Origin of the sequence: Enterococcus sp. C102(2024) (genome assembly GCF_040888205.1) — a bacterium.
GTDB lineage: Bacteria > Bacillota > Bacilli > Lactobacillales > Enterococcaceae > Enterococcus > Enterococcus faecalis.
The window spans coordinates 867,402-880,756 of the sequence record NZ_JBFOHH010000001.1; the positions used below are offsets into that span (position 1 = coordinate 867,402).

The 13,355-nt window shown below is 38.7% G+C and carries 13 protein-coding genes and 1 other RNA gene; 4 read left to right on the plus strand and 10 right to left on the minus strand.

The window, feature by feature from the left end:
• Positions 1-54 precede the first annotated feature (54 nt).
• From aspS to AB3I34_RS04265, 9 genes are all read right to left on the minus strand, one after another.
• Positions 55-1,824 (minus strand): aspartate--tRNA ligase, encoded by a 1,770-nt coding sequence (gene aspS / locus AB3I34_RS04225; RefSeq protein WP_002377079.1) that lies wholly within the window; start codon positions 1,822-1,824, stop codon positions 55-57.
• Positions 1,825-1,841: 17 nt separating this feature from the next.
• Positions 1,842-3,143, minus strand: a complete 1,302-nt coding sequence (gene hisS / locus AB3I34_RS04230) for a histidine--tRNA ligase (RefSeq protein WP_010712596.1) — start codon at positions 3,141-3,143, stop codon at positions 1,842-1,844.
• Positions 3,140-3,361 (minus strand): hypothetical protein, encoded by a 222-nt coding sequence (locus AB3I34_RS04235; protein ID WP_002383130.1) that lies wholly within the window; start codon positions 3,359-3,361, stop codon positions 3,140-3,142. The genes hisS and AB3I34_RS04235 overlap by 4 nt, the downstream gene beginning before the upstream one ends.
• A gap of 139 nt (positions 3,362-3,500) precedes the next feature.
• Positions 3,501-3,947, minus strand: a complete 447-nt coding sequence (gene dtd, locus AB3I34_RS04240; protein ID WP_010712597.1) for a D-aminoacyl-tRNA deacylase — start codon at positions 3,945-3,947, stop codon at positions 3,501-3,503.
• Between the two features lie 23 nt (positions 3,948-3,970).
• A complete protein-coding gene (locus AB3I34_RS04245; RefSeq protein WP_002357079.1) occupies positions 3,971-6,184 on the minus strand; it encodes a bifunctional (p)ppGpp synthetase/guanosine-3',5'-bis(diphosphate) 3'-pyrophosphohydrolase in 2,214 nt (737 codons plus the stop codon).
• Positions 6,185-6,398: 214 nt separating this feature from the next.
• Complete coding sequence (locus AB3I34_RS04250) at positions 6,399-7,151, minus strand: 16S rRNA (uracil(1498)-N(3))-methyltransferase (RefSeq protein ID WP_010712598.1); 753 nt, start codon at positions 7,149-7,151, stop codon at positions 6,399-6,401.
• A 1-nt stretch (position 7,152) separates the two neighbouring features.
• Positions 7,153-8,100, minus strand: a complete 948-nt coding sequence (prmA, locus tag AB3I34_RS04255; protein WP_002357075.1) for a 50S ribosomal protein L11 methyltransferase — start codon at positions 8,098-8,100, stop codon at positions 7,153-7,155.
• Positions 8,101-8,115: 15 nt separating this feature from the next.
• On the minus strand, positions 8,116-8,601 hold the full coding sequence (locus AB3I34_RS04260) for a DUF3013 family protein (protein ID WP_010712599.1): 486 nt from the start codon (positions 8,599-8,601) through the stop codon (positions 8,116-8,118).
• Positions 8,558-9,235 carry a DNA-3-methyladenine glycosylase gene (locus AB3I34_RS04265; protein ID WP_010712600.1) on the minus strand — a complete coding sequence of 226 codons (678 nt, stop codon included), beginning with the start codon at positions 9,233-9,235 and terminating at the stop codon, positions 8,558-8,560. The genes AB3I34_RS04260 and AB3I34_RS04265 overlap by 44 nt, the downstream gene beginning before the upstream one ends.
• Before the next feature lie 128 nt (positions 9,236-9,363).
• Between AB3I34_RS04265 and AB3I34_RS04270 the strand changes: the two genes are divergently transcribed.
• The 4 genes from AB3I34_RS04270 to AB3I34_RS04285 all read left to right on the plus strand — a co-directional run bounded on the left by AB3I34_RS04270 (position 9,364) and on the right by AB3I34_RS04285 (position 12,036).
• The gene (locus tag AB3I34_RS04270) at positions 9,364-10,641 is read left to right on the plus strand and encodes a replication-associated recombination protein A (RefSeq protein WP_002360030.1); all 1,278 of its coding nucleotides are present in this window, start codon (positions 9,364-9,366) and stop codon (positions 10,639-10,641) included.
• Positions 10,642-10,713: 72 nt separating this feature from the next.
• Positions 10,714-10,907: non-coding RNA, 6S RNA (ssrS, locus tag AB3I34_RS04275), on the plus strand.
• Between the two features lie 7 nt (positions 10,908-10,914).
• Positions 10,915-11,247 carry a hypothetical protein gene (locus AB3I34_RS04280; protein ID WP_002357068.1) on the plus strand — a complete coding sequence of 111 codons (333 nt, stop codon included), beginning with the start codon at positions 10,915-10,917 and terminating at the stop codon, positions 11,245-11,247.
• Between the two features lie 315 nt (positions 11,248-11,562).
• Entirely contained in the window at positions 11,563-12,036 is a 474-nt protein-coding gene (locus AB3I34_RS04285; RefSeq protein ID WP_002357065.1) for a universal stress protein, read from the plus strand.
• A 117-nt stretch (positions 12,037-12,153) separates the two neighbouring features.
• Here the strand turns inward: AB3I34_RS04285 and AB3I34_RS04290 are convergent, their stop codons facing one another.
• Positions 12,154-13,341: an acetate/propionate family kinase gene (locus AB3I34_RS04290; RefSeq protein WP_002357064.1), complete on the minus strand. Its 1,188-nt coding sequence runs from the start codon at positions 13,339-13,341 to the stop codon at positions 12,154-12,156.
• Positions 13,342-13,355: the final 14 nt, after the last annotated feature.

Below are 13,355 nucleotides of genomic sequence, written 5' to 3' on the forward strand. Positions count from 1 at the left end.
AAGAAAGAGTGACCTCATCCGTCAATGAAGTCACTCTTTCTTTGGATTTAATACTTATTCGTCAATGGCTGTTACATCAATGTTTAATTCAAACAATTGTAATGGAGAAACTAAACTTGGTGCGTTGTTCATTGGGTCAATTGCTTTCCCGTTTTTAGGGAAGGCAATCACTTCACGAATATTTTCTTCCCCAGCCAATAGCATTGCTAAGCGGTCTAGCCCTAAAGCAATCCCTCCATGTGGCGGGAAGCCATAATCTAATGCGTCTAGCAAGAAACCAAATTGGTCTTGTGCTTCTTCTTTTGTAAAACCTAACGTTTCAAACATTTTTTCTTGTAATTCTCGTGTATGGATCCGTAATGAGCCACCGCCTAATTCGTAGCCGTTTAAGACAACATCGTAAGCTTCAGCATACACAGAGGCTGGGTCTGTTGCTAAGCGGTCCACATCCTCTGCTTTTGGTTGTGTAAATGGATGATGAGCAGAAACATAGCGACCAGCTTCTTCATCATATTCAAACAACGGCCAATCCACAATCCACAAGAAATTGAATTTCGATTCATCAATTAAACCTAATTCTTTACCTAAACGTGTACGTACCGCACCTAAAGCAGCGGCTACGATTTCAGGTTTATCGGCACCAAACATTAAAATATCACCGACTTCTGCATTGGTAGCAGCAATTAATTCATCACTAACTTCTGTTAAGAATTTAGCAATCGGTCCTTTTAAGCCATCTTCTTCAACTTTTAACCAAGCTAAGCCTTTTGCGCCAAATTGACTCACATACTTACCTAAGTTATCCATATCTTTACGAGAATACTTATCTGCGGCGCCTTTTGCATTCAAAGCCTTCACATGTCCGCCATTTTCCAACGCTGCTTGGAAAACTTTGAAGTCTACGTCTTTCACTACATCTGCAACATCAATTAATTCCATAGCAAAACGAGTGTCGGGTTTATCGCTACCATAGCGTGCCATTGCTTCGTCATAGCTCATTCGTGGAAACGGAACAGAAATCTCAATTCCTTTTGTCTCTTTCATCACTTCAGCCAACATATTTTCTGTATATGTTTGAATTTCTTCTGGTGTTAAAAAGGTCGTTTCGATATCGATTTGTGTAAATTCTGGTTGACGGTCGCCTCGTAAATCTTCATCACGGAAACAACGAACGATTTGGTAATAGCGATCGAAGCCTGCCCCCATTAATAATTGTTTAAAGAGTTGTGGTGATTGTGGTAAAGCATAAAAATGACCGGCATGGACACGAGAAGGAACCAAATAATCGCGAGCGCCTTCTGGTGTTGATTTGCCTAAATAAGGAGTTTCAATGTCTAAAAAGTCATGATTATCTAAATAGTGACGGATTGTTTTCGTTACTTGGTGACGTAATTTAATGTTGTTTGTCATTGATGGACGACGCAAATCTAAATAACGATATTTCATGCGCAATTCGTCATTAACGTTATTGTCATCTTCAATGGTAAATGGCGTTGTTTTCGCAGTATTTAAAATCGTAATATCAGTCGCCATCACTTCAAACTCGCCAGTTTTCATTTTGGGATTAATCGCTTCTTTATCACGATAAACGACTTGACCTTTAACTTCGATGACGTATTCACTACGACATTTATCAGCAATTTCCCATGCTTCTTTTGATTTTTCTGGATTAAAGACCACTTGGACGATTCCTTCACGGTCACGTAAATCAATAAAGATAACGCCTCCTAAGTCACGACGTTTTTGAACCCATCCTTTTAATACAACTTCTTTTTCAATAAATTCGGCAGATACATTGCCGCAATAGGTTGTGCGTTTTGCCATTTCTCAATCTCTCCTTTTTATTCTTCAATCATTTTTGTCATCATTTCATCATACACTTCATCAAATGAATCATGAATAGCATTTAACGGGAAGGCTTTTTCTTCGCGTGTTGCCATTGATTTTACGTTGACAATGCCTTCATTCAATTCATTTTCACCGATTGTTAAAACTAATTTTGCTTGTAATTTATCGGCCGTTTTAAATTGCGCTTTTGGTTTGCGATTCATGTAATCACGATCAGCTGAGAAACCAAAGTTACGAATGCTTTGAACAAGTTGCAAAGCTGCGACGTTGGTGTCTGAACCAATCCCAACCACATATGCGTCTAATTCAGATAACGCTGGAATCACAACTTCTTCAGCTTCCATTGTTAACAACACTCGCTCAATGCCCATACCAAAACCAAAACCTGGTGTGTCTGGGCCGCCTAATTCTTCAACTAAACCATTGTATCGGCCTCCTGCACAAATAGTTGATTGCGCCCCCATTTTAGGCGCTTCACTCATAATTTCAAAAATTGTGTGTGTGTAATAATCCAAGCCGCGAACCATATTACTATCAATTTCATAAGGAATTTCTAGTAAATCTAACATATCAGTTACTGCTTCAAAATGTGCTTTAGATGGTTCATTTAAATAATCTAAAATGGAGGGCGCTTCTGCGACAATCACCTTGTCTTTTTTATCTTTGCTGTCTAACACCCGCAATGGATTTTCGTGTAAGCGACGTTGTGAATCCTCGCTTAATTCTGCCATATGGGGCTCTAAATAATCAATTAATGCTTGACGGTACGTAGCACGTGTTTCTTTATCCCCTAAGGAATTAATGACTAATTTGATTTGTTGGATGCCTAATTGTTTGAAGAAGTCCAAAGCCATAGCCATAATTTCAACATCCAATGCTGGGTTTTCACTACCAAATGCTTCCACACCAATTTGATGGAATTGACGCAAACGACCAGCTTGTGGGCGTTCATAGCGGAACATCGGCCCCATGTAATAGGTTTTGTATGGTTTCGTATATTCCGGACCATATAATTTATTTTCAACGAAGGCCCGAACAATTGGTGCTGTCCCCTCAGGACGTAGCGTCACGTGACGGTCTCCTTTATCATAAAAATCATACATTTCTTTTGAAACAATATCTGTAGTATCGCCAACACTGCGAGATATTACTTCATAATGTTCAAAAATCGGGGTTCTGATTTCTTGGTACTGATAATCTTTAAAAATCAAACGAGCTGTTTCTTCCACAAATTGCCATTTTTCAGAAGTTCCTGGCAAAATATCGTTTGTTCCTTTTGGTTTTTGATAACTCATTGTCTTTCTCTCCTTCTATCATTCCACAAAAATGTGTGCGCCATTTTCTTTTTTCTAAAAATGAAAAAAGCCCTTGTATGTTGAACATACAAGGGCGTAAAAGTCTCTTTTACACGGTACCACCTAGTTTTGAAAGATTTTACTCTTTCCTCAACGATTAACGCTCGTAACGGGACGGCTTTTCTTCCGTCCATCTCCAGAATGTCTTTCACTTTCACTGTTGAAGTTGCTCTCAGCCACGGCAACTCTCTCTTCGCAGACAGATGAAACTTACTCGTTCCTTCGTAGATTTTTAATATTATCTATAAACTACTAAAGTTCTCTTAGAAAGTCAAGGGGTTCCGACAGGAAAATCAATTATTTTTCTCGTGTATCAATCACAATGGTTACTGGACCATCATTGGTCAACGACACTTGCATATCCGCGCCAAATTCTCCTGTGGCTACCGCTATTCCTTCTGCTTCTAATTGTTGATTAAATAATTCATACAAAGGAATCGCCACATCTGGACGAGCCGCTTCAATAAAACTGGGACGATTGCCTTTTTTAGTTTTTGCACAGAGGGTAAATTGAGAGATACTCAGAATTGATCCTTCAATCTCTTGAATGCTGCGATTCATTTTTCCTTCGTCATCTTCAAAAACACGTAATTTACTGATTTTGCCAACAACATAAGCCACATCTTCTGGCGTGTCTTCTTGATGAATGCCTACCAGCACCATGAAGCCTTGTTTGATTTGTCCCACTATCTGCTCTTCTATCGCAACTTGTGCTTGACTAACTCTTTGAATAACTACTTTCATCTTTTTTGCCTCACTTTTAACACTTACCCATTGGTTCGACGAACACTATAAACATCTGGTACACTTTTAATTTTGTCAACGATGGTTTTTAAATGAGAAAGGTTTTGAATTTTCACAGTGACATGAATCTGGGCCATCTTATCTTTGGATGGACGAGCTTCAACACCGACTAAATTTTTTGTCATTGAACTAATGACTTGTAAAACATCACTTAGTAAGCCACTACGATCATAGCCGTAAATCTCCAAATCGGCAGCGTATTCTTTGCGACTGTGCTCGGTATCTTCCCACTCAACTTCAATTAGACGTTGTGCTAGTTCTTCTTGATGTTGTACGTTAGGACAGTCCGCACGATGAATTGAAACGCCACGTCCTTTGGTAATGTAACCAACGATTTCATCACCAGGCACTGGATTACAACAGCGGCTTAAACGAATCAATAGGTTGTCCACCCCTTGAATCACGATGCCGCCTTCATGACGAACTTTCATTTTTTCTGATTCTTTTTTAGCTGGCTGATTTAACAACTCTTCTGCTTCTTGACGTTGACGTTCCAACTCTTGTTCGCGGCGTTCTTTTTCTGTTAAACGATTGCACACTACTTGCGCACTTACTTCGCCATAACCTACTGCCGCAAATAAATCATCTTCCGTTTGAAATTTAAATTTATCTAGCACTTCCGCCATTTTATTCTTCGTTAAAAATTCTTTCGGTGTAAAGCCGATTTCTGTCATGTATTTAATGACAGCATCATGCCCTTTAATAATATTATCTTCACGGTCTTGTTCTTTAAAGAAACGTTTGATTTTATTTTTGGCTTTACTTGTTTTAACCATTTTCAGCCAGTCGCGACTAGGTCCGAAAGAATTCGGTGATGTTAGGACTTCAATAATATCCCCATTTTTTAGGACATAGTCTAACTGTACCATTTTGCCGTTGACCTTCGCACCGGTTGTTTTATTCCCAATTTCAGTATGAATGCTGTAGGCAAAATCTAGTGGTCCGGAGCCTTTTGGCAGTTCGGTTACATCTCCACTTGGCGTAAAGACATAGACTTTGTCGCTAAAAATGTCTTCTTTCACACCTTGCATAAATTCAGAAGCATCATAGCTTTCATCTTGTAATTCAATAATTTCATGGAACCAATCGACTTGCTTCGTCAGTTCATCTGTTTCAATTTTTTCCGCTTTGCCTTCTTTATAGGCCCAGTGAGCCGCCACCCCAAATTCGGCGATTTGGTGCATCTCATGGGTCCGAATTTGGACCTCTACTGGATTCCCTTTTGGCCCAATAACTGTCGTATGGATAGATTGATACATATTCGCTTTTGGCATAGCAATATAATCTTTAAAACGACCTGGCATTGGTGTCCAACGTGTATGAATCGCCCCTAACACGGCATAGCAATCTTTAATGGAATCGACAATAACACGAATGGCTAATAAGTCATAGATTTCATTAAACTGTTTCTTTTGGTCCTTCATTTTACGATAGATTGAATAAATATGTTTTGGTCGACCATATATTTCTGCGTAAATTTCTAAATCTTCCGTAGCTAAACGAATATCTTCGACTGCTTCTGCCACATAAGCTTCACGTTCATCGCGTTTGCTTTGCATCAAATTAACAATTCGATAGTATTGGTTGGGGTTAATATAACGTAGGGCCGTATCTTCTAATTCCCATTTAATTCGACTAATCCCTAAGCGATGTGCTAAAGGCGCATAAATTTCTAAAGTTTCTTGTGCAATCCGTCGTTGCTTATCTTCACGTAAATGTTTTAATGTGCGCATATTGTGCAAACGATCGGCTAGTTTCACCATAATAACCCGTAAATCTTGCGCCATTGCCAATAACATTTTTCGATGATTTTCAGCTAATTGTTCTTCATGAGATTTATATTTAATTTTTCCTAGTTTCGTCACGCCATCGACTAACATTGCGATGTCTTCGCCAAATTCTTCTTTTAAATCGTCCAGTGTTACGTCCGTATCTTCGACAACATCATGTAAAAATCCTGTTGCTACAGTATGGGGATCCATATGTAATTCAGCCAGAATGCCTGCCACTTGAATCGGATGGATGATGTAAGGTTCACCTGATTGTCGGACTTGACCTTCGTGTGCTTTCTCAGCATAAGTTAATGCTTTTTGAACCAACTCAACATGTTCTGGTCCCATATAGGTACTTACAATTTTGATGACCGCTGGGCCTGTCAGTATTTCTTCTTTTGGCATGGTATTCACTCCTCTATGAAGGTGACCTTTGGATAAAGAACACTTCGTTCACGTTTTATCTATTTTAATAAAAAAGAAAAGTACCACTTGAAACAGTAGCACTTTCAACAACTCTATTATACTAAATTTCCCTTAAATTTCAATCACTGTCGCTTTTTTACTCTCTGTTTATTCAAAGAGAATGCCTACAAGAATTTTACAGGCGGGCTTTCGTTTAATTTAAAAGTTCCATTTGGTAGCTAACTGCACTTAAAAGATACAACGGTGCTGTTTCTGCTCGTAAAATTCTCGGACCCAACCCGCAAAGTTTCGCCCCAGACTGCAGAAATTGTTCAATTTCTTGCGGTGCAAAGCCACCTTCAGGTCCAAAGAGCACACACAAACGTGCGCCTGGCTGGCAAGTGGATAATACTTGTGCTAATTGACTTTTTTCTCCTTGTTTTGCTGATTCTTCATACGCAACCAAGACTGTGTCATATGTGTCAAATTGCGCAATGATTTCTTGTGTTTTTTCCACCAAAGAAACACTTGGTGTCTGCTGCCGATGCGATTGCTCCGCCGCTTCTGTGGCAATTTTTTGTAATCTTTTTTCTTTGGCTGCTCTTTTTTTGTGGTCCCATTTGACAACGGAAGTTTTCGCAGGAAAGCCGATAAACTGATTGCCACCTAGCTCCGTGCCTTTTTGAACAATCCATTCTAACTTGTCCCCTTTTGGTAATCCACACGCAATCGTCACTTCAATTGGCAATTCTTTGTCCATTTCTTCTTTACTAATTTCTTTAAAGTAAACAGATGTTGAATCAATTTCCACAATCTCAGCTAAAATGGCAGTTTTATTTTGAAATACTAAATAACAACGATCATTCGGTGTCATTCGCATAACTCGCACAATATGATGATAGTTTTCATCTGCGACTTTATACAAATCTTTTTCTTGATAATCTTCTTTCATGAAATACCGTTGCATTTTACTCTTCCTCTGGTTTCTTCAAGATAATCGCATACCAATCGCCTTGATTAAAGAGTTGGTCCACCACAAAACCGACTTTCGTTAGTGCTTCTAAAACCATTGCTTTTTTATCTTCAATAATTCCAGAAATAATGAAGGTACCGTCTTGTTTTAGCAAACGCCAAGCATCTTCAATCATTAACACAATAATATCTGCCAAAATATTTGCGACGATTACATCAGCAGAATGGTCAATCCCTTTTAGTAAATCATTGGCTGACACATGAACATCGGCCGCAATGGGATTTAAATCCATATTTTCTTTTGCCGCTGCAACTGCTACTTCATCTAAATCATATGCGTAGACGTCTTTAGCCCCTAAATAGCGACTTGCAATACTCAAAACACCAGAACCCGTTCCTACATCTAGAACTGTTTCGCCACCACGTAAAACAGTTTCTAAAGCTTGCAAGGTTAAACGAGTCGTTGGATGCGTGCCTGTACCGAACGCCATCCCCGGATCCAATGTGATAATTTTTTCTGCTTCATCTTGCGCGTGATAGGCTTCCCAACTTGGCACAATCGTTAAGAATCGTGTGACACGGACAGGATGATAATATTTTTTCCAAGCTGTTGCCCAGTCGCTTTCTGCTACTTCACTAATTGTCATTTCGTTTTTACCAATGGATAAGCCGTACTCAGGCAAGCGTAAAATATTTTCTTTCATAAATGGTAAAATTTCTGGTAAGAAGGTTGTTTCAGGAAAATAAGCCATCACAATCGCCCCTTCTTTAATGTGGGTGAATTGCTCTTTATCTAAAATTTCCCCATACAGATCACTTTCAAAATTTTCAATGTCCAACGCATCTTCAATGGCCACACCACTTGCGCCAGCTTCCATCATAATGTTTGAAATTGCTTCAACTGCTTCGCTAGCCGTTTCTACTTTTACTTCTGTCCACTTCATGTTCTCACCTCTAAATTAATAACTTGGATACGCAATCCATTGTTCTTTTTCTGTTTCTGCCACTTTTTTAATCATCGCTTCAAAATCTGCTGGCTCCCAATGCAATTCAAAAACTTCCGCTGTTTCATCTGATAAAAAGTCTAACAAATCACTTTGCCCTTCATCTAAAACCACTTTTAAGTAGTGAATGAATCCGTCTAAAACTGCTTTGCGTAGCCCTTTCTTTCCTTCATAAGGAATTGTGACTAAATAATCTTCATCATCAACGACTGACTTTTGTGGATTGTAAAATAACAAACCATCTTCAAATTCAATGAATTCTTCTTCTGAAAGCGTACCATCAACATCATCAATCGCCACTTGCTCATTGTTTTCTGCATATAAACGAACAATAACTTCGATGGTATGGTTTTTACGATCCCAATCAAGTCCTACTTCGTAATCTGCTAAGTGTTTTTCAAGTTGTTCCTCTAAGTATGTGAGCATTGTTGCTTTTTTCATTTTCTTCATCCTTCCAGCCAAAATCTATTTGGTCTACTGCTGTTCTTTTTTGTTTAGAAATATATGGATTGCCAGCCACGACGTATCTTAAAGGCAACTCTGTCCAACGACCTTTATTGGGAATCCCAATTCGTGGTAGTGCCTCAATTTTTTTCGGAAATTTTCGTTTTTCTGGCACGAGCCGTAACGAACTAGAAAAAATCGACTGCCCATATAATTGCTTATCAATTCCTAAGGCTGCAACTAATTTACCTGGTCCATTGGTCAATTCCACGCCTTGACGTCCTTGGCGATTTTCAATCATTTTGTCGACACCTTCAACAGGTTCAATCGCGCGGATCATCACCCCTTGTGGTTTGCCTTGTTCTTGTGTCACCATATTTAAAATTAAATGCGTGTGCATAGTATATAAATAAATCGTGCCTGGTTTGTCATACATAGCTTGTAAGCGTGGCGTTTTTCTCAAGCCAAAGCTATGGGCCGCCTCATCATCAGGACCTAAATAAGCTTCTGCATCCACAATGTACCCACCTAAAACGCCTGTTGCTGTTTCGTGCTCTAAATACATCCCTAACAAGTATTGTGCCACTTCTTCAGTTGTTTTTTTGTTAAAGATATTTATCGTTTCTTTCATTTCTTTCACCACTCCCTATCATACACGAAACCTTCCGCTATATCCATCTAAAACCCAAAAAACCACCAAAAAGCGAATGTACGTTCTTTATGTTATAATAAGATGATTATGAAAAAGGAGGTCCTTTTATGCAACAACCTTTAGCCTATCGAATGCGACCTCGTCACTTAGACGAAGTAGTTGGTCAACAACATTTAGTCGGCCCTGGTAAAATTATTCGTCGGATGGTCGAAGCCAAAATGCTTTCATCGATGATTCTTTATGGGCCGCCTGGCACTGGAAAAACCAGTATTGCCAGCGCAATCGCTGGTTCAACAAATTATGCCTTTCGCATGTTGAACGCGGCCACAGACACTAAAAAAGATTTACAAATCGTTGCTGAAGAAGCCAAAATGAGTGGCACAGTGATTTTACTGCTTGATGAAATTCACCGATTAGATAAAACAAAACAAGATTTTTTGCTCCCTCATTTAGAAAACGGACGAATTATTATGATTGGAGCCACTACCGAAAATCCATATATTACAATTAACCCTGCGATTCGTAGTCGCACGCAAATTTTTGAAGTAAAGCCCTTAACAGAAACAGACATTCAGCAAGCGATTCAAGAAGCCTTAACCGATAGCACACGTGGCTTAGGTGATTATCCCGTCCACTTAGAAGAAAAAGCATTACAACATTTGACACGCGCAACGAACGGTGACTTACGTAGTGCGCTAAATGGACTAGAATTAGCTGTTAAATCAACACCCAAAAATGAACAAGGCGAAATTAAGATCACCTTACCGATTATTGAAGAGTGCGTGCAACGAAAAGCCTTAACCCATGATAAAGATGGCGATGCCCATTATGACGTGATTTCCGCTTTCCAAAAGTCAATTCGAGGAAGCGATGTAGATGCTGCACTTCATTATTTGGGTCGCTTAGTTGAAGCAGGTGATTTACCGATTATTTGTCGTCGTTTAATGGTCATTGCTTACGAGGATATCGGTCTTGGGAATCCTGCGGCCGCTGCTCGGACAGTCACCGCTGTTCAAGCCGCCGAAAAGCTAGGGTTTCCAGAAGCTAGAATTCCTCTAGCCAGTGTCGTCATTGATTTATGTTTATCACCAAAATCAAATTCTGCAGTCACAGCGATTGATGCTGCTTTGGCAGATATTCGACAAGGCTCTGTGGGAGACGTTCCTGATCATTTGCGTGATGCCCACTATGCTGGAGCCAAAGAATTAAACCGTGGTATTGGTTATCAATATCCACATAATTTTGAAAACGGTTGGGTCAATCAGCAATACTTACCTGACAAATTAAAAGAGGCACGTTATTACGAACCGATTGATATTGGTAAATATGAACAAGCCTTACATCAGCAACTCAAGCGTATCCAAGAATGGAAACAGAAAAAATAACAAAATAATACGCTTTCAAAAAAAGAAACAATCTCGTTGCCGATTTTGAGAGAGTATGCTATTATAAAGATGGTAAATCTGTGATGTACGCGTTGTCCTTTCACTGTGTTGACCGAACATTTTTATTGATATCTAGGGATCCTGCTTGTATCAAAGTTGGTAACATGCCTTTTCTTTTGGTAGTTCAATACTGCGATCGAGGAACCCACCTGCTTATCTTGCGGGTTCAATACTCTAGGACGATTACCGGCATCGACGGATTTTACCATTTTTATGAAGATTTCTAAACAATTTGCTCTGGCAAGTTGTTTTTTTTTGGAGGACAAGATGATTCGTATACTCGTACTACTACTCGCCGTTGTCACAGGCGTAGCCAGTTATTATTTGATGAAGAAAAGTGCAGCTTTTTTACCACTCTTAAAAAAAGAAACTGCAACAGAAAGTCAACAGTTTATCGAACGTTTTGGGCGTTATTACTTGATTATCGCCATTCTAGGTGTTCTAGCGGCTATTTTTAATCGCCCGTTATTGTCAATTGGTTTTATCTTTTTTGTTTTATTACTTTCAACGTTGTTTAGTTTAACTTTTGCAAAAAAAATGTCATAAAAGACGATGAATTTAAAGAGCGTGGGACAAAAATCACTTTGGATTTTTGCTCCACGCTCAAAAACTGATAAACGGCGGGAACAGAAGCAACTCCTTCGGAAATAAGCCGGAATTCTCCAAAAATTAAAGAACAATTTTCGGAAATCCCTTCTTATTTCTCGGAGTTAAACGCTTCTATCCCGACCTCTTTTTTTACAAAAAAATGCCAATATTCAGAAAAAAAGAAGCGGTTTCAGTTTCTTTTTTTCTTTATTTGTTTTACAATTATTATAGAAACAATTAATGATTTTTTTTACGCTGAAAGGAGCGGTTATTATGTTACAACAATATCAAAAAATTATGATAGCAATCGATGGTTCTGACGAAGCAGACTTAGCCTTTAAAAAAGCGGTCAACGTCGCTAAACGAAACGATGCTGAATTACTATTAGCACATGTTGTTGATACGCGCTCTTTCCAATCAGTGTCCTCTTTTGATGGTGCGCTAGCAGAAGAAGCAATGTCAATGGCAAAAGAAACCTTAGACACCTACCAACAACAAGCGGTGGATATGGGACAAACAAAAGTCTCTAGCGTTCTAGCCTATGGTTCTCCTAAGAACATTATTGCCAAAGAATTACCAAAAGAATACAACATTGATTTAATTATGTTAGGAGCAACTGGATTAAATGCCGTTGAGCGTTTATTTATTGGCTCTGTCTCTGAATCAGTTATCCGTAACGCTAGCTGCGATGTTCTCGTTGTACGGACGGATTTAGACAACAAATTACCAAAAAATGAAGAAAAATAAAAAATAAGAAGAAACTGAGCCAACTATCACTTTTGATAGTTGGCTCAGTTTCTCTTTATTGACCTATTAAACACACCTTGTGAGAGTGTCTCACAAGGTGTAGGTGTGTTCGTTTAATTATTTTAGACGTTCTACGTCACGGGCAATCATTAACTCTTCGTCAGTTGGTACTAATAGAAGCTTGATTTTTGAATCATCAGTTGAGATAACTGCTTCTTCACCGTGTACATTATTTTTATCATCATCGATTTCACAACCAAACCAAGTCATTCCATCAATAATATCTTTACGAACGCCAACTGCATTTTCACCGATTCCAGCAGTAAAGACAATCGCATCAACGCCATTCATAACAGTGACATAGCTACCAATGTATTTACGAATACGATCGATAAAAATGTTGTATGCTGTTTGAACTTCAGGTTTATCTAAGTTTGATTGAATATCGCGCATGTCGCTTGATAAACCATTTGTTAAACCTAATAGACCAGATTTTTTGTTTAAAATATCAACCATGTCTTGCACATCAGTCAAGCCAAGTTTTGTCATTAAATAAGGCAATAGTGACGCATCAACATCCCCTGAACGAGTCCCCATTGTAACACCAGCAAGAGGAGTGAAGCCCATTGATGTATCGACTGATTTACCACCATCAACTGCAGTGATTGAAGCACCATTTCCTAAGTGACAAGTGATAATTTTTAAGTCTTCAATTGGACGACCTAGCATTTCTGCAGCACGTTGAGAGACATAACGATGACTTGTTCCATGTGCCCCATATTTACGAGCAGCAAATTTTTCATAGTATTCACGCGGTACACTATATAAATAGTTGTGTTCTGGCATTGTTGTGTGGAACGACGTATCAAAGACTGCCACGCTAATGATTTCTGGTAAGATATGTTTAAATGCTTTAATCCCCATCGCATTCGCTGGGTTGTGTAAAGGTGCTAATTCAGATAAAGCTTCAATTTTTTCTAATACTTCGTCTGTAATAACAACAGAATCTTTAAATTCTTCTCCACCAGCAACTACACGGTGACCAACACCAGTAATTTCATCATAAGAACCTAAAATGTTTAAGTCGATTAATTGGTCTAGTAACATTTTTACTGCCACTTCATGGTTATCAATATCAACAATTACTTCATATTTTTGTCCTTCACCATATTTAATTGTGAAGATAGAATCTTTTAAGCCAATACGTTCAACGATTCCTTTAGCGATCACTTCTTCATTTGGCATTTGGTATAATTGCCATTTTAAACTTGAACTACCTGCATTAATTGCAATTGTTTTAGACATAATTTTCTCCTCTT